6 protein-coding genes are annotated in these 18,823 nt (G+C 43.0%); 2 read left to right on the top strand and 4 right to left on the bottom strand.

What is annotated here, in order from left to right:
• Window positions 1–23: 23 nt before the first annotated feature.
• Complete coding sequence (locus tag AC25CA_RS04410; protein WP_486815836.1) at window positions 24–461, bottom strand: hypothetical protein; 438 nt, start codon at window positions 459–461, stop codon at window positions 24–26.
• Between the two features lie 61 nt (window positions 462–522).
• Between AC25CA_RS04410 and AC25CA_RS04405 the strand changes: the two genes are divergently transcribed.
• Window positions 523–3,180 carry an HD domain-containing phosphohydrolase gene (locus AC25CA_RS04405; protein WP_486815835.1) on the top strand — a complete coding sequence of 886 codons (2,658 nt, stop codon included), beginning with the start codon at window positions 523–525 and terminating at the stop codon, window positions 3,178–3,180.
• 37 nt (window positions 3,181–3,217) lie between these two features.
• On the opposite strand, the gene AC25CA_RS04400 is transcribed toward AC25CA_RS04405, so the two are convergent.
• From AC25CA_RS04400 to AC25CA_RS04390, 3 genes are all read right to left on the bottom strand, one after another.
• Window positions 3,218–12,289, bottom strand: a complete 9,072-nt coding sequence (locus tag AC25CA_RS04400) for a cadherin-like domain-containing protein (protein ID WP_486815834.1) — start codon at window positions 12,287–12,289, stop codon at window positions 3,218–3,220.
• 114 nt (window positions 12,290–12,403) lie between these two features.
• Window positions 12,404–13,384: a GNAT family N-acetyltransferase gene (locus tag AC25CA_RS04395; protein WP_486815833.1), complete on the bottom strand. Its 981-nt coding sequence runs from the start codon at window positions 13,382–13,384 to the stop codon at window positions 12,404–12,406.
• Window positions 13,374–13,952, bottom strand: coding sequence for a 3'-5' exonuclease (locus AC25CA_RS04390; RefSeq protein WP_486815832.1), 579 nt, complete (start codon window positions 13,950–13,952; stop codon window positions 13,374–13,376). The genes AC25CA_RS04395 and AC25CA_RS04390 overlap by 11 nt, the downstream gene beginning before the upstream one ends.
• A gap of 373 nt (window positions 13,953–14,325) precedes the next feature.
• Between AC25CA_RS04390 and gltB the strand changes: the two genes are divergently transcribed.
• Window positions 14,326–18,810 (top strand): glutamate synthase large subunit, encoded by a 4,485-nt coding sequence (gene gltB / locus AC25CA_RS04385; protein ID WP_486815831.1) that lies wholly within the window; start codon window positions 14,326–14,328, stop codon window positions 18,808–18,810.
• Window positions 18,811–18,823: the final 13 nt, after the last annotated feature.

Here is an 18,823-nt window from a genome sequence, read left to right as displayed (position 1 = left end):
TTTACCTATTGTACCATAGCACGCTACAGCGAAACGAGTACTTTCATCGAATTTCCTTGCAAGATCTCTTTTCTCCATTCAGCCAGTTGCTTTTGATACCGCGCTCTTCCTATAAGCTGAGGATGGCTTCTTCTTGGATCAACTGATCTCTCAACATGCTGAACCACCATCAAACTTTTTAGTACTTCTAGCTCATGGATCAAAGACTCCGTATCTTTTGAGTCATATCGCAGCCATCGATACATTTCACTGATTTCATTCTGTTTTTTTACATAATCTTGATAACTCCATGTCGCACCGCAAACCGGTTGCTCACAGAGTCCATGATCGATAATCAAAGCAATTTGATAAGGCTCATGGATCCAAATTTCACTGAATGGAAGAGGCCGATTTTCATAATAATAAATCGTCTCCTGCAACTCAAAAGAATGCGCATTTACAATTTGATTGAAAATTCCCATATTTTTTCCCCTCGCTCTCAAACATGTTATAATAAATGCAAACCTTGGAAAGGAGTTCATCATGAAAAACACCCAAGATTTGAGTTCAGTATCAATCCCCCATTATAGCTTACGGTTCATCGTTGATTCTGATCTGAATTACTCTAATGTTCAAATACTCGATTCCACTTTACTCCTATTGGATGAAAATCTCATCCTGGGTCATCATTACACGACTCATATCCCCCAAAAATATAAAAAAATCTTAGAATATCATTATAACCAACTTCAGACCACTGGACAAACTCAAGTTTATCGATATGAAATCACGGATACCCGTGGAAAACTACGGCAATTAATTGGTTATATGTCTAAGCAAAACAATCAGGGCTTTTCTCTACAAGTTTATGATATTACAGCTGCTCCAGACTATCGGATCATAGATGACCTTGAGTTCTACCATCAATCCTTACAGCAAATTAAATCCGCTGTAGAGTCCAGCGATCATATTCGACATGCCATGACGGAAGTCCTGGGCGTGATTGCACGTTTCTGCAACGGTGATCGAGTCTTTTTTAATCTTTTAAGTGAAGATGGCAGCCGCATAGATAACATTGAAGAATATGATCCCAGAGAGGCTGATTCCGACAAGGAAATTTACATGGGAATTGAAACCAAAGGAATTCCCTGGTTAATGAATCAGTTGCAAGAAGGGCGAGCTGTAAAGATTTCAGATGTAAGCGCGTTACCTCCCGAGGCCAAAGGCAGCCAAGCACTCTTATTGGCGGGAGGCACAATTGCAGATCTGGTCGTGCCTATTTTTATCGGCAACAACTTAATCGGTATGATTGGTTGTGATTCAATTTCTCAAACAGTCCAATGGACTGATACCCATGTTCGTTTTTTACAAGATGTGGGGCAATACTTGTTAGGCCGTACCCATTTACGACAAATCAAGGATGAATTGTTTACCAAAAACTTTGAATTTTCAACATTAATGGAAAATCTGCCTCAACCGGTCTTTCAACTGGATCCAGAAGGAAAACTACTTTTCGCAAATAAATCATTTTACCAATTCTTCCAAGAGGTCTTTCCGGGCTCAGATATCAAAATTTTAAATAATATGAAATTTGGCAGGGTAGCAGAACTTCTTCAATGTTCAGATATCTATCAGCAAAAAGTCGTGAAAAAACAAGTTTTTAAAAAACCTATTTTTCTCAATCGCGTGTATGAAACAAAATCTAAATTCATTCATTTTCAGATTCAAATTGTTCCCATTGAATCCAAGTTAAGTACATCCAGTTGCCTGGTGATTTTTACCGATTTAACAGAATTACTGGATTCTCAACAAGAGCTTAACTTAATGCAGGAACGCTTGAAAACAGCGATTCAAGCCAATCACTCCTTTATTTATGAGTGGAATGTTAAAGCAGATCAAGTGATCAGTAGTGGACATCTCGATTCACCTGATACCAACAAAACCACCGATTTTAAAGAAATCGTCTCCAGGATTCACCCAGAAGACCAAAATACCTTTGAAAAAAAGATCCGCGATTTCATTATTGGCAATTACGAAACCCTTCAAATGGATTTTCGTACCCTGTCTCCCAGTGGAATCTACAAGTGGGTCAGCAATAGCAGCAAGGTGATCGTGCGAAGCAAAACTGGCAAGGTTGAACGCTTCTTAGGGACAGTCACAGATATCTCCGAAAGAAAAAAATACGAAACAGACATTCAATTTCTAGCAAGCCATGACCTACTCACCAATTTAAAGAATCGAAACGCTTTTGAAACCTATACGGGTAGCCATGATCTTAGCAATCACCTCCTGCTGGTATCCGATATGGATGGCTTAAAGCCGATCAACGATACCCATGGACATCAATTTGGCGATCGTGCCTTAAAACGGATTGCTTCGATCTTGAATAATGAATTCCAAGATGCGGACTTTATTGGTCGAATCGGTGGAGATGAGTTTGCAATCATTCTTCCCCCCCTCCGCAGATCAGAAGTTACGAGTCGAATCCACAAGATCAAAAATGCAATTCAAAATCAATCTGATCTGCCCATGGAAACCAATTTATCCATTGGCTATTCCTACTCAAGAGAAGGAGAAAGCTTTGAAAATCTGTTTCAACGTGCTGAAGATCGCATGTATAAGGATAAGTTGACAAATCGAACCAGTTCTAAAGCATCTGTCGTTCTCTCCTTGATGAAGAGTCTACAGGAGAAAAATCTAGAAACAGAAGAACACTGTCACCGTGTTGAAACCTATAGCGTTGCCATTGCCGAAAAAATGAGATTAGATTATCATATTATCAATGAACTCAGACTCCTTGCAAAACTTCACGATATCGGTAAAATCGCTATTCCCGCTCAAATACTCAATAAGCCAAGCAAATTGAGTGAGGAGGAATGGCTCATGATGAAAAAACATTCAGAAATCGGAGCAAGAATTGTATCGGCCTCCCCAAATATGGACAGTATCGCAGAGGGCATTCTCTATCATCATGAGCGCTGGGATGGCCATGGATATCCAGAGGGACGCTCAGGTACCAACATTCCTCTCACATCGCGTATCCTCGGCATTGTTGACGCCTATGATGCCATGACATCCAACCGATGCTATAACAAATGTAAGACTCGAATAGAAGCCTTACAGGAACTCACCCTTTGTTCAGGTTCACAATTTGATCCCTTCGTTACAGAACTTTTTATCTCTATTCTTCAATCCGAATAAAAAATTCCCGAGAGCTTTAAAGCCCTCGGGAATTTTTCTATTCATCAATCGGTTTTTCTAAATCATAATTCTCAGCTTCTTCTCCATTTGTAAGGAACTTAAAGTCATGATTATAAGTTGCCTCAATCAAATCTCCATACGCCCAATGTGTTTCCATTAGATCCGTGTAATAGGGATCAATCCCTTGCAAAGGTCCACGCATCAACAATCGATTCAAGATAGTTACCGCTTCGGCTCGAGTTATTGGATCGTCAGGTCTTAAATTTCCATCGGGATCACCTTGCAGCAATCCATAATCCAATAAACGTTCCATGGTATTCTCGGCCCAAAAAGCTTTTGCGTCCCCGGTGCGGTCCAAATCAATCACACGGGCAACCAAGGTTGAAAATTCAGCTCGAGTCATGGCTTGATCCGGCTTGAACCATCCAGTTAAATAGCCTTCGATCAATCCATGTTCCAAAGCAACTGCGATGTTATTTCGTGCCCAATGGCCTTCCAACTCTTTGTCAAAGACAGTCGTTTTTGATGATCCACCTTCGAGCTTCATAATCCGGACTACCATAGCAACAGACTCCGCACGAGAAACCGCACGTTCCGGTTGGACCGTCAAATCAGGATACCCATAAAGATAACGATCATGATGTCCCGTTTGCCCGGAAGCTATGATCAAAAAGCCTGCTTGTGCATTGAGTTGATCGGATTCCATAATTCCATAGAGTGGCGAAATCCGATACTCCATTCTAACCACAGTTCCATTTTCAGCTTCCCCATTAGTTCTGTAGGAAACAGGTACCGTGATCGTTTCTCCGGCATTCACATTATACAAGGTGATAACCAACTCATCTCCCACGATGCGAATCCGCATTCCTTCTGTAAATACTGGAATGACTGGTGAGATCTCCGCTGGAAGTAGAGAACGAACAACGACTTCACTCAAATTTTCATTGGAATGATTTGTCACATACAAGTCAACTTGCGCCTCTTGGCCCGCTTCCACTCTTGGGGTTTGAGTCTTTGCTCGCAACTCCAATTCCAAGGTGCCCGGTTTATGAATAATCGAGAAACCTGACTTACTCATCTTAATATCATAAATAACAATCTCATTTTCAACAGATATAATTCCATCTTTTCTGCTGTCAAAATTCGCGTATTCATCCGCTTCTACCAGTAGATAGTAATCGGTAAATGGATAAACCATATAGCCATACTTACCTTCACTTGTTGAAAATTGAGGGTTCTCGTTATTCGACAAAGCCAAAGGATGGTCTGGCAAAACAACTGGCTGATTAATGGGACGCCCCGCATTACGGTTTCTCTCTGTATCCGCATAATACAAAGTGACTTCAGCGCCTTCAATAATTTCTCCATTGGCCTTATTGCTTACTGTGCCAAATGGATCTACCAGAAGCTCTGCAATCTGAATTTCTCCATTTTCTGAAACCATTACCTCAATGCCTGGCAGATACAAGGTCTGTCCATCAAAGATAATTCTCGGTTTGATTCGATAGGTCTCATTCGGTTCAACACCGGAAATCGTGAAGGTTCCATCAGCATGCAATACCGCATGTACATCACTTCGAATCAGGCCGTTTTCATCCATGACTTCCAATGCATATCTCGATAGATCCAAAGGAATGCCTTCCTCACCATCAGGGCCGCGTTCCAATAAAATTCCGCTGACCGTTTTTTCAGCATAGAAGTGATCGCCGGAACCCGTAATTTCTCCCGCATCCACAATCTGTCTAAAGGTGAAATCTCGACTCTGCCCATTGACTTGCATAGGTTTTGTAATAGATAAGGTATATCTGCTGTTCCCTAATGGAATCGGGATCGAATAACGACCATCTACACCCGTCCTTTGCTCAGCTCGATAGTCAATGATCCCATCACCATCCAAATCTTCCTCAATCATCACACGCGCACCTTCTACAGGTTGACCTGTTTTCTGGTCGATCACAATGCCTTCAATTACCGATGGAGAAAAGATTAAGAGGATCTGATCCCGCGCCTTGAGCGTTTGACCGGTTCTGGCTTCTACAATCAAAGGAATCACATGTGAATCTAAGGATGCAAGATCAGCCGCCTTAAAGGAGGTCAAGACTTGCCCCTTTTCATCCGTTACAAAGACACTTCCATCCAGGTATTCACCATATGTGAACGCGCCGTCTTCAACCGGTTGGAAATTTACGGTCCATCCGGCAACCGGTTCTCCTTGCAAATCGGTCAATGTTGCCAAAAGGTCTGAAATGGATTTTCCATCCATGACTAGGGTCCGTGGGCTCGCTGCTAAATTAAATCCATATGGACTTAGGTAGATCCACTCATCTCCACTTGCGTCAAAATAGAATTCATGATTCTTAACCGCATAGTCTTCCTTTTCAATGACTAGACGATAAATGCCTTCCGCCTGTTGGCCAAAAGTAAATTGGCCATCATTTGTTGATGTTGTTTCTCCAATCTTGCTACCGGCTTCGTCATATAGAGTGATCAAGGCACCGCCTATCAATTGCTCTTCACTTGGCGTGTTCCCAAAAGACTCAAGATCTGCGACAATACCATTCATCGCATATTCGTTCTTTTCTTTAGAGAAATAGATTCTAGCAACCGCTTGGCCACCGCGTTGATCGGAAATTTTCACACTTACAATCTTTGGTAATTTCGACAAATCAGCATCGGCTGCAACAGTCAATTCCCATTGTCCTTCATTTCCCAATAATTTGAAGACACCAAGGTCATCAATCGTTATTTGTGTATCCGCATCATCCAAGAGGCTATACACTAATTCGTCACCATTGGGATCCACACCAATCACTTGGCCAAATACAATGGTGCCCAGATTTTCAGGCTTAAGCAAAATTGTTTGATTACCTGTAACTGGCGGCGTGTTGTCTGACGGATAAATACCCCCATCTTGACCAATCACCTGAATATGGATTTGCGATGTCGTATGACCGCCATGCAAATCTTGAACATGAACGGTGAACGCATCTTCGCCGACATAGTTTAGATTCGGTTCATATCGCCATTTCCCTGTATTTTCATCAATACCAACTTGCCCATGTAAGGCCGGTGTATCGATAGAAAAGACCAGTTCATCTGCAGTACCGCCAAAGACGATATTCTGAAGATCCGCATCCTTGGCTACAACCTGGCCAGGGATCGCTAGGTTTTGCTGGGTAGTATGCCAGTAATCAACCGTTGTTGGCTCATCATTAATCGATCGCACTATAACCGTAATGGTCGCAAGAGCTGTCCCTTCCTGTCCATCATCGGTGCCGATATCGAAGGTTTCCACACCATGCCAGTTGGCATGAGGTTCATAGGTCCATGCACCACTAGTCGCAACGGTTGCTAGACCATGAATTGGTGCACGAGTGAGGGTTGAAACCAATAAATCCGTCGGGTCCGCATCGGTAACGTCTAAGGCCCCTTGAATTTCTTCGCCATCCTCATCCATGGTCTCTTCTTGATTTGGCGTAACCGGCAGGTCATTGACAGCCGTCACTTGAACGGTGATTGTTGCTCGAGCTTCTTGGCCATCGGGATCACGTACGATCATAATGAAACTTTCGGTTCCATAATCATCACCCTTTGGCGTATAGAAAAATCCCGGACTGGAAGAACCACCCGTTTTTGTCACCGTTCCCCGAAGACTCGCCAAACTCTGCTCATCCAATTCATAGGTCAAGGCATCGCCGTCTACATCACTGGCCGTTACACTGCCAGCTGTCGATGTATCTTCTGCAATGCTAATAAAAAGATTGGAAGCAATTGGTGGATCATTGACCGGCGTTACACGAATTGTAATGGTTGCTGTATCCGTCAATGCCGGATCTTCTTGATCACTCACCCTCACTTGGAAGACTGCATCCCCAACGAAATCCTGTGCGGGATGAAAAACTACGCTTCCATCTGTAGCCAGAACAAGGGTTCCTTCTTCCTCACTGATCGTCTGAATCATCGTGAATTTCAAATTCTCAGAATCCACATCCGATGCTGGAATCGTCCTTGTCAATTCCATATCTTCTTTGGTGGTGTAAAGCTGATCATCCACCACGGGTTGATCATTTACTGGAGTAACGGTCACATCTACATAGGCCAAATCAGAATTTCCGTTTCCATCAGAAACCCGAACCTGGAATCGATCTAGTCCATGATAATTCAAGGCCGGTACATAGCGATAGGTCGCCTGACCATTATTATCCTTCGAAATCGTGACTGTTCCATAAGTCGGATCAGATTCAATCGAATAGGTCAAAATATCATCGGGGTCCGAATCCCTTGCGGTTACAGTTCCTTCTACAGGCGTATCTTCCTTGGTCTCTGTCGTATCACCACTTAAGTCTGGTGAATCCTGTACATTTCTGACCACAATGGTAATGATCGCCTCATCAAACAAGAGGGTTTCATCTTCTTGATCTCCATTGTCGGTCACTTTCACTTGGAAGCTAACATCCCCATAAAAATCAGTTGGTGATGTATAGTCAAAGGTGCCATTGGATCTCAAGGTCAAAGAGCCGGTCTCTGGCTCATCGCCAACCAAAGCAAAGGTCCAAGCCGTGCTGTCCACATCGGTAAAAGCAATCGCTTGATTGACGATTGCGATTTCCTCATCAGTTTCAAAGCTTTGATTATTGATAATAGGTGCATCATTAATTGCTACAATATCAATGGTTATGGCCGCTCTTGCAAGCCCTCCAAGATTGTCGCTAACTTGCACCTCAATCAGATTGTCATCCCCCGTGTAATTTAGAGCAGGAACAAATGTCCATGCATTCCCCTCCGTAAAGAAGAAGGATCCTACACTTGCTGGCACTTCTGTTAAAACAGAATAGGTTAATTGATCACCATTTAAGTCTCCACGGTCCAAACTGCCTGTCAAGTTTGTGTCTTCCCTTGCAATAAATTCCCCATCTGTAGCCGTTGGTGCTTGATTCACATAGATGGATGTGCTTCTTTGCTGATCATATAGCTTATCAAAGACATTATAGAATTTGACCATGGTTGCCTTCATCTGACGATCCGTGCCAACCTGTACGGTTCCTGGCTGTGAGGTCAAAGAGATTGAATAGGCCTTGGTCTCATCGACATCTAATACATCAATGCTTCCGGTTAAACGATGATTAACAGCATCGTATATTAATCCGTCTGGTGTCGAAGCCAAGACATATTCCTCCGGCAAATCGATCCAAACCTCTGTGTCATAGGCGGTGTCCTTGCCTGTATTTTTGAAACGTGCCGTAAAGATCGCTGTATCCTCAATCTCTGGATCAAAAGTTGCATAAAACTTATTGTTTACTTTCTTCGTTGTGCGATCAACTTGAATCGCCAACGGGTGCACATCTGGAAATGCCACTTGAATGGATGCACCATCACTCTTGGACTTGTTAAGGGTACCGTCCGATGCCGTTTTCCACGTCACATAAGCCGTATTTGTTTTATTTTGCAATTGCGTGTAAGTCTCGTTGGTTCTCAAGCTTCCTACCACTCGATATGTGAAGGTTACAGCCTCCGTTGCAGAGCCTTGATTACCCATATCGATCTGATAGATCTGATGATTACTCTCATCGGGCTGCTGTGCATTAATAATTTCAGTCCAATTCGTTCCATCCAATCGATAGAAATGCTCCGCGTCCATACCCAAAGGCAAGGTATCTTTTAAGTTTAAATCATAAACTGAAATCCCCGGTTCCATTTGAATCGAAATCTCATAGGTGATCTGATCTCCTGGTCGCGCTCGATTGAGATTCGGTTGATCATTTTCCAACCGATAAGTCGAATCCACCACAGTTTTTTCAACAGTGAATGGTGACACCGTCATCGTTACACGATCTGTAACCGGTTGATCCGTGTAAGCCGGAGCTTGCCCCGCCTGCTTCTGATAACTAACAAGACTCGCTATATTCGAGAAAGACAGTTCAGCAGGTGCCGGATTGACAACACCAGCCTCATAGGCAATGATCACCTTGCCATTACCGGCATCACTGGCACCCGGCACTTCCGTCAGTGTTACTGTGAGAATCTTGCTCTCCATATCATAACCGACTGCCCCATCTACAGGATCTCCATTTTCAGCAAGTAGCTCAATTGTATCCGGAAGCATAATTAATTGGTCAGGCAAGAGATCCTGAACCACAACTTCAAACGCACTCGATCGACTTTCATTTTCAACGGTAATGGTAAATGGCAGAACTTGACCACCCTTTAAATTTGAGAGATCTGTCACGCTCGATTCTTTATCAATGGTAAATTTAGGCGCCGAATAATAGAACTGTGATTCATCTCGGTCGCTTTGCACGTTACCCTGAGTCTCTAATACCAGTTTAGAAAGATGAAAATCTTCCTTTCCTTCAACAATTACTGGCAGGTCATTCACAATAAGATCATAGCTATATACAATTTTTGTCCCTTCATCGACCTGAACGGGAAGACGTTTAGACGGGTCTTGCGGATAATCCGGGTCAGAGATCGTCTCCATAACAAACACGTCGGACTCCCCATCATAGATCATAACTGGTGCTGGTCCACCAGAAATCACATTGGTTAGCGCTGTCTCTGGAATATACTGGGTTCCCTCAGGCAAAATAAAGAACATCTCTTTCAAATTTTGCTTGGCATTGACCGCTAATCCATCATAAACCACGTTCATAGTAATCACATCACCTACTTGGATCACGGCCTTATCATCGACCATCTCGTAGCTTTCTTGATCATTAACGTCAACAACGCTCTCACTGATTGTTGCTAAAGGAATCTTTAAAGCGGCATTAACTCGACTATCATCCTCTTTTACAACACCCTCACGGCTCGTCATATCCAAGGTTGCAGCACTGCTTAATCGATCTCCAGCCAAAATAGGTCCCATTTGCGACCAATCTAGCGGCATCACCCAATTCTCCATGACCATAGTCGAGAAATTAATATTGAATACCGAGCTTTTATCTAGTCCATATCCTGTACGCTCGGTATCCAAACTCACATGATTCAGCAAGCTTTCCAACGCTTGTTGATTAGAAAAGTCAACCGAAACATCTGTCAAAACAGGTTCACTCCATGGAATAATCCAGTCTCCACGTCCAGCTTCTACTGACGCTGACAAATCTGCTTGTGCCAAAAGACTTACATAGTTCGGTGCTTGCGCTAAATCCAAAGCTTGTATGGACTCTAACTCCGCCTTCCATGCAATTGCATGTTGATCTGACAAATAGGTTGATACAATTGCTCGTGCGGCCTCAATTTCCAATAAATTCGAATTCAAAGCTTGCTTTGCACTTTCAGCATCTTCCCCAGCAGTCACAGCTTCTTGAGTCGCACTTTCAAATAACTGAATCGGTTGTCCAGGATCATCAAGTCCTGTTTGATACGCTGCCACAGCACCACTGACTTTTTCACTTGCCATCACCTGCGCAGCCATATTCACTTCTGCTTGATTTAAAAAATTGGCAGCTTGCCCAGCTCCATCTACTTTCACCTGCCAAGCAGCTATTGATGCAAGTAAAGCATCAATTGGAGCAAGCGCTTCCGGAGATGCACTTGCTTTTGCTGTCATAAGGTCCGCTTGAAACTGATTGATCCATGCTCGCTCTGACAATATGTCTATAGGAATATCATCAGGATCATCTCCAAGAAACCCTTGGATTATTCTTAAAGAAGAGTCATTACCTTCATATATAGGCGTACGATTGTTGATTTCCTCCCGTGCACTTTCTAGATCCTCAAGCCCGTCGATCAAGTACTGGGCGGTATCTGCTTCCTGCAAACGCCATACAATGCCTGTTGGATTCTCTTCCACATCCCGTTCTTCTTGTCCCTTAAGCCAGGTTTGATCAACACCCAAAAAACCGGAACCAGAGAAAACTATACTCTCTTGATTCAAACTCTGACCAATTTGCATTTCATTTAAAAGATCTTCCAACCGACTATAAATAATTAAATCTCGAGCACCATAATACTGATTAGATTTCAAACTAATCGAATAGTTCATCTGAGATCCATAACCAATCGGATTGTCATTTGATTGTACCGATTTGGACAAAATCAATTCTTTAGCAACTAACTGCTTGCGAATAGCGAACGTTGGAAAAGCTGGATTTTCAGGATCCAGATCCGGTTCAATCAATTGCCAGCTTAAATCTAAAGGCAATACTTGATTATGCGCAATCAACTCTCCTTGGTTGACTTCTCCTTCAAACATCAATCGATTGAAAATCGATGCATCAAAATCAATGACACGCGTTTCTCCCGGTGCCAAGACTTGAGAACCAAAATCAAGAATCCCACTACCATCCGCCTGCAAAAGATTCATTGTCTTTGCTCCTGCCTCTGGTTCTACATAGCCTATAGGCTCTATGCTAAAGTTGGAAACTTCGATCCCATCTGGAATAGCGACCTGAAGCGCAACCCGCGATTCAATCGCTTCATTATTCTTCATGGTAATTGCTATTTTTTTCGAAAAAGCATTATCGGAAATATCGTAGTTTTCTCCTGCCCCCAACAAGAGATTGCCTCCACCTGAAAAGGTTACTTCAACCGGTGTCAATTCTACTTTAACGGCTCGTTCTTCCGACACTAAACTAGGGCTTGCATCTTCCGGCAGTTCCTGCGGATTACGACTAGCCAACCACTCTACGGTAACCGGGATCCGGTCACCAAAAGCGATCAATTTTTCACTTTCCACCCACCGTTCGTCTATATTTTCCATAGGATGCAACATGCTCTCAAGGGGTATACTCACCGAATAAGACTCGCCTGCTGCCAGATCCTTGATATCCATGAATGCTAATTCAGTCTCAAATTCTGTTGCAGTTCCTGCAGAGGAAGTAACTTCCGCAGCCACTCCTTCGAATGAAAGATCCGATTTTGCCAGTAATCCATTCCCGACTACCACACGCAAAGATAAATTGTAAAGATGACTCGATCCAGTATTGTCTACTGTAAATTGAAGTGCGCCTTCACTTCCAAGAATCATGCTTGATACCGTCCCCTCTCCCGGGGATAGAGCTAAGCCTGATTCTGATCCAGCAAAACTGATCCACGATTCTCCAACAACTGAAAAAAGCGGATTGAATAGCAATAATAAAGCCAATAAGAATGATAGTATCCGTTTCATATGCCCTCCTGATAAAATCAAATTGTAATGATTTTATTTTATCATTTATTTCCTTAAATTGTTGTTAAAAATATAAAGTTTGTAAGAAACCACAAAAAAACGTCCAAACGGACGTTAATTCAAATCTCCTAAATATTGGTTATGTCGATTTCCACTTAACCAATTTACCAAGGCTTTTGGGTAAATTCTTACAGTTTGCAATTCTTCAATCGAAATCCATGCAAAGCCAATCTGCCGAAGATCTCCGTCCACATATCCTTCCCTTTTCGGTTCATCGATCAAGCGACAATAAAACATAATCTCCACTTGATGAAAGTCCTCATCCCAGGCAGCAAATTCATGATTGGCTCCAATATATTCACGGATAAGAGCAAAATCACCGACCTGAATGCGAACACCCAACTCCTCCATACACTCTCGTTTCAACGTATCTGCAAGGGTTTCTTTCTTTTCCTGTCCACCTCCCGGTAACAAATAATAAGGACCCTGAAGATGGTCTCTATTTTCTGTAACCAGAAGCTTTCCATCCCGTTCAATGATTGCTTTGGCGGAAATTCGTACCCCCTGAGAAACCAAAGGATTCTCTTTTAAAATCCATTCTTCACGCTCAATGCCGTATTGCAGTTCACGATTTTCACCAAGTGATTCGAAATGCAATCCGATTTTTTCCATGATACGGATTGACCCTCGATTATCCGCAAAAGCTCTTGCAAAGATCTGGGCCACCTCCCACTCCAGAAAACCCTTTTTTACCATGGCAAGAGAAGCTTCTGTCGCAATTCCCTTCCCCCAATACCTAGGCAAGAGCCGATAACCGATTTCATAACGAAGACCCTCTTTTGATTCCGGACGTAGGCAAATCCAGCCAACGAACTGATCCGTTATATCCTCCCAGATGGTAAAATACCCACCAAGCCCAGTCAAGCTTTCAACCTCCAAGGCACAATGCACATACGCTTTCACCTCATCAGCATCTCGTGTATTTCCTTGATGAATATAGCGCATGACCAGAGGATTTTCATCCAACTGCAAAAACAATTTCCAGTCTTCTCGTTTTAAAGCCTCAATACGTAGCCGCTTTGTCTTAGCAATCATCAACCTTCTCCAACAATGCCTGCCGCTTGTAATAAGCGAGCGTGGTAGCCGCAACATCGTAGCGCGCATCATGGAAGCCCTGTCCTTGATTGCCAAATAAACTGACTGCAGTCTTCTCAATCTCTGCTTCTGAAATATCAAGACATGTCATCAGCTCGGTAAGTTTTGGAAATTTATATGCGTACTTATAATGGGGCAATTGACAATAGGGAGCAAACTCTTTCATCGTATCGATCTTACAAGCATACGAAAACTCAAATCCCGCATTGTCCATTTCTGATTTCATAAAGGAGATATCAAAATCTACGTTGTGACCAACGATTGCCGCATGGCAAAAATCATTGTAAATCTCTTGTGCAAAGGAAAAAAAACGCCGTCCATCAGACAATTTTTCCAACTGTTTTACGCTAAATCCATGAACCGCCTCTGCACTTGGAGAAACAAAATCTACAGAAAAAAAGAAATTCTTTCCTATACTACGGCCCTCATTTATAATCACATAGGTCAATTGGCAAATACGTCCAGGCTTTAAGTCTGTTGTTTCCGTATCAAAAATAATCGTCTTCATGTCATCCTCCTATCATTTAATTATACCAAAAATTGTCTGAAAATATAGAAAAAAAGTTCTCTGAAAATGTTTTCCAATGACATACAAGTATCCGCTATGGGTTGACAACTCGTTTCGAATTATATAAAATATGTAACAACTCACTTGTTGGCCGAAACCCGTTCTTGTTTTCGGCCACTTTTCTTATTAAATTTCTTAAATTATTTCATTGAAGTCGAGTTAAAGAACATGTAAATCTTCGCATGTCAGTAACTCGTATCGTTTCTATGATCCAGGAACCAAGATAACCATATCTATTAATCATGCATGCAATTTTCGCCTACATAATCGAATTGTCGTCATGCAGGATTCTATCTGAAAGGAGTTGATTCGAATGGGAACCTTAGCTTATCCCACCAAACAAGGGCTTTATGATCCGCTATTTGAAAAAGATGCTTGTGGTGTTGGTTTCGTGTGTCACACACAAGGACATCCATCAAGACAAATCATTGAAGACGGTCTTACCTTACTAAAGAACATGAAACATAGAGGCGCCGTTGGAGCCGATAAAGACACCGGGGACGGCGCAGGAATGATGGTCAAGATTCCCCACAGCTTCTTTAAATCTCAGTTAAGCAAACAAGGCGCCACTCTTCCTGAAGCTGGTGATTATGCCGTCGGCATGATCTTCTTGCCGCGAGAACCACACCTTCGATTATATTGTGAAGGTGTATTTGAACGTATCCTCAGAGAAGAGGACTTAGGATTCGCCGTCTGGCGAGAAGTGCCCGTCAACGAAGCCCAATGCGGTAAATGGGCACGAGCAACACGTCCCGTCATCTCACAGGTATTTGTACAAAAGGGACAATATTCTACCCAAAAATTCCGCGAAAAACTGTATTTGGTACGAAAGCGCGTACAAGCAATTTTAAATGAAAAACCAGATACCGGATATTTTTATGTCTGTAGCCTCTCGGATCAAACCTTACTCTACAAGGGGCAGATTTTAGGAATCCGATTGGATCAATTCTACCTTGACTTGCAACATCCACTTTTTAAAAGCTCATTTACAATCGTTCATGAACGCTATTCAACCAATACCTTCCCATCGTGGAAGTTAGCGCATCCATTCCGCTATATTGCACATAATGGTGAGATTAATACCATTCGAGGCAATGTCAATCGTATGAATGCTCGTGAGGGTGTTTTGACTTCAGAAAGATACGGTGATGACTTTAAAAAGCTTTTACCCATCATTGAAAAAGGAAGCAGTGATTCAGCCAGCCTAGATAATCTCTTTGAATTATTTTATATTCATCAGCTCCCTATTGAGCAGATTCTAATGATTATGATGCCAGAGAACTGGCAAGCAAATGATCAACTCAGTCCAGAAGTACGTGCTTTCTATGAATACTATGCGCGTATTTTTGAACCCTGGGATGGCCCTGCTGCTATCATTCTGACCGATGGTGAAAAGATCGCCGCTCATCTAGATCGAAACGGCCTTCGACCTCTCCGCTATACCTTGACCAAAGATCAACGGCTAGTTGTCGCATCTGAAACGGGTGTGTTGTCAGTCGATCCCGCCAATGTAGAACGCAGAGGCAAGCTTAAACCTGGCGAGATAATGGTTTGTGATTTGATCAAAGGTCAAATCACAACCGATAAAAACATCAAAGAAAAAGAAGCCGAGAAATATGCCTATTCAGATTGGATTACAAGAAACAAACAAACCATTCCTGATCTTCCAAAAGGCTTAGACCGCCCTTTTATGAATCAGCGAATTTTATTGCAAAGAGAAATTCTATTTGGCTATACCGAAGAAGAGCTTAAGTTTATTTTAACGCCTATGGCGCGAGATGGAAAAGAGCCTGTTGGTGCAATGGGTTCCGACATTCCCCTTGCGGTTATGTCCGATCGTCCACAAATGCTGTTTAGCTATTTTAAACAATCCTTTGCCCAGGTAACCAATCCACCGATCGACTCCATCCAAGAGCGATCCGCCATGAGTCTTCGACAGTACATTGGAAAACATGGCGCTTCACTCGATGTCATCGAAATCAACAAGAGCGTCAAATATATCGAAATCAGATCTCCAATTCTTAGAAATCAAGAATTTGCAAAACTCGAAAATCTTTACTCAGAGGACTTTAAAGCGGTACGCCTCCCTATCACCTTCCCGGTAGACGGCGGGGAAGATCGATTGAAAGAGGCCCTGGACAACCTCTTTATGCGGGCCAAAGAAAATATCTTGTCAGGTGCAAACTTGCTGATTCTCAGTGACCGAAACGTTGATCGTTACGATGCACCAATTCCAAGCCTTCTAGCAGTCAGTGCCCTTCACCATTTTCTGATTCGTGAAAAATTGCGAACCCGAGTTGATATTATTGTTGAGGCAGGGGATTGCCGTGATGTTTTTCAAATTGCTTTACTGTTGGGATATGGGGCCAAGGCAGTCAATCCATATATGGCCTTCGAAGTCATCCATGATCTAGTCGATTCTCAAGCAGTTAAAGGTCTGACTGATCACAAGTTGGCAACTAAGAATTACCTCAAAGCTATGGATGCAGGCTTACTGAAAATTTTAGCAAAAATGGGAATCTCGACTCTTCAAAGCTACAATAGTGCTCAGATCTTCGAGGTTGTCGGCATTCGTCAAAATGTTGTAGATGAATATTTCACTGGCACGCCAACTCGATTAGAAGGCATGGGACTAGGCACCATTGCCAAGGAAGTACAACTTCGTCATAAAAAGGCCTTTGACCCCGAATCAAATACCTTTATCGACAAGGGCGGGGATCTCTTTCCTTCTAAAGGCGGCGAATTTCACAGCCTGAATTCTCAGGCCGTGAAGAAACTGCAAAAAGCGATCCGTACCAGGGACTATGCCCTCTATCGAGAGTATGCGAAAGACAAGGCAGCCTACCATCCCACGGTGAAAATTCGTGATCTCTTCCATTTTCAAGAACGGACCCCAGTGCCACTTGAGGAAGTAGAATCTGCTGAATCCATTATGAAACGCTTTACAACCGGCGCCATGAGCTTTGGCTCGATCTCCAGAGAAGCACACGAAACCATGGCCATTGCCATGAACCGCATAGGTGCTATGAGCTCTTCTGGTGAAGGTGGAGAAGATCCTGCCCGATTCAAGCCAGATGAAAATGGAGATTGGAGAATTAGTCAATCCAAACAGATCGCTTCTGGGCGATTTGGTGTTACAACTGATTATTTGGTTCACGCTAAAGAGCTACAAATTAAGATGGCACAAGGTGCAAAACCAGGTGAAGGCGGTCACTTACCTGGCAAGAAGGTCACCCAAGAAATTGGGAAAGTTCGCCACGCTTTGCCGGGCATCGATTTAATTTCACCGCCACCCCATCATGACATTTACTCCATTGAAGACTTGTCACAATTGATCTTCGATCTTCGTAATGTTAATCCAAAAGCGCGGATCAATGTTAAACTGGTCTCCAATGCCGGAATCGGCACGGTTGCAGCCGGGGTTGCCAAGGCGCAAGCCGATGTGATTCTAATCAGCGGTCACGACGGCGGTACTGGTGCAGCTTCCATCAGCTCCATGCAATATGCTGGAATGCCGTGGGAATTAGGCCTTGCAGAAGTCCAGCAAACCCTACTTTTGAACAATTTGAGAAACCGCGTCATTATTCAGGTTGACGGCAGAATCACAACCGGACGTGACGTACTCATTGCTGCCCTATTGGGTGCTGAGGAGTATGGAATCACGACAGGTGCCATGATCGCTTCCGGTTGTATCCTCTGCCGGAACTGCCATAAGAATGTTTGCCCGGTCGGAATCGCAACCCAAGATGAAAAGCGTCGTGCCCGATACAGCGGAACGCCGGAAGATATCATTGCCTATTATTCATACGTTGCAGAAGATCTTCGAGAAATGATGGCAGCCCTTGGCTTTAGGAAAATGACGGATATGATTGCGCGTGGAGACATCTTGGATTATCATTTGGAAGGCAACCATAAAATTCGAAGCATGGATCTAACACCTGTTCTTCACAGACCAGAACTACCACTCCGCATTCAAGATCAATATGTGCCACATCATCACAATCGACTTAAGGCCGTATTAGATGATCGTTTGATTACGCGTTTGGATCAATTGGATGTTTCAGAAAAAACAACTGTAAAACATTTACAAATAAAAAATACAGATCGAGCGGTTGGTGCAAAACTGAGCGGTGAAATCCATCGACGATTTGATTCACCTTTGGCTGATGACACCATGGGCTGTTTTTTTACAGGTTCAGCTGGTCAAAGTTTTGGCGCTTTCTTAACCAAGGGCGTTACCCTTCGCTTAGATGGAGATGCTAATGATTATGTCGGCAAGGGACTTAGCGGTGGAAAATTAATCGTTCGTCCTCATGCTTCTTCTCAATTTGTTGCATCGGAAAACATCATTGCTGGAAATACTCTCCTTTACGGAGGAACTAGCGGCTATGCCTATTTCGCTGGAAGAGTAGGCGAACGGTTTGCTGTTCGAAACTCAGGTGTCATTGCTGTAGTTGAAGGAATCGGCGATCATGGTTGCGAGTACATGACCGGCGGCCGTGTCTTAATCCTCGGGTCTATCGGTAGAAACTTTGCTGCCGGCATGTCTGGAGGCATTGCTTATCTCTATGATCCTAATCAAGAAATCAAGAAAAAAATAAATCCTCAGTTGGCTGAAATTCTAGCAATGGATCAAGTAGATTACGACTGGGTCTTGAAAAATTTAGAAGATCATCAAGCGTATACGCAATCAGAAAAAGCCAAGCAAATATTGGAACAATGGGATCAAACCCAACTGAGCTTTGTTAAAGTCAGTACCTCCACCTATCTGGAAAAAATCAAAGAAAGCAAAGAATAGCCTCGGCTATTCT

It is taken from the genome of Gottschalkiaceae bacterium SANA, from assembly GCA_036323355.1.
Taxonomy (GTDB): domain Bacteria; phylum Bacillota; class Clostridia; order Tissierellales; family GPF-1; genus GPF-1.
The sequence above is the reverse complement of the archived record's forward strand: the minus strand, read 5'-3'. Positions and strand labels throughout refer to the sequence as shown.

What these genes read in the sequence shown, in the direction of transcription:
- AC25CA_RS04410 (WP_486815836.1), bottom strand. Translation starts at nt 461, where the DNA reads ATGGGAATTTTCAATCAAATTGTAAATGCGCATTCTTTTGAGTTGCAG.
- AC25CA_RS04405 (WP_486815835.1), top strand. Translation starts at nt 523, where the DNA reads ATGAAAAACACCCAAGATTTGAGTTCAGTATCAATCCCCCATTATAGC.
- AC25CA_RS04400 (WP_486815834.1), bottom strand. Translation starts at nt 12,289, where the DNA reads ATGAAACGGATACTATCATTCTTATTGGCTTTATTATTGCTATTCAAT.
- AC25CA_RS04395 (WP_486815833.1), bottom strand. Translation starts at nt 13,384, where the DNA reads ATGATTGCTAAGACAAAGCGGCTACGTATTGAGGCTTTAAAACGAGAA.
- AC25CA_RS04390 (WP_486815832.1), bottom strand. Translation starts at nt 13,952, where the DNA reads ATGAAGACGATTATTTTTGATACGGAAACAACAGACTTAAAGCCTGGA.
- gltB (WP_486815831.1), top strand. Translation starts at nt 14,326, where the DNA reads ATGGGAACCTTAGCTTATCCCACCAAACAAGGGCTTTATGATCCGCTA.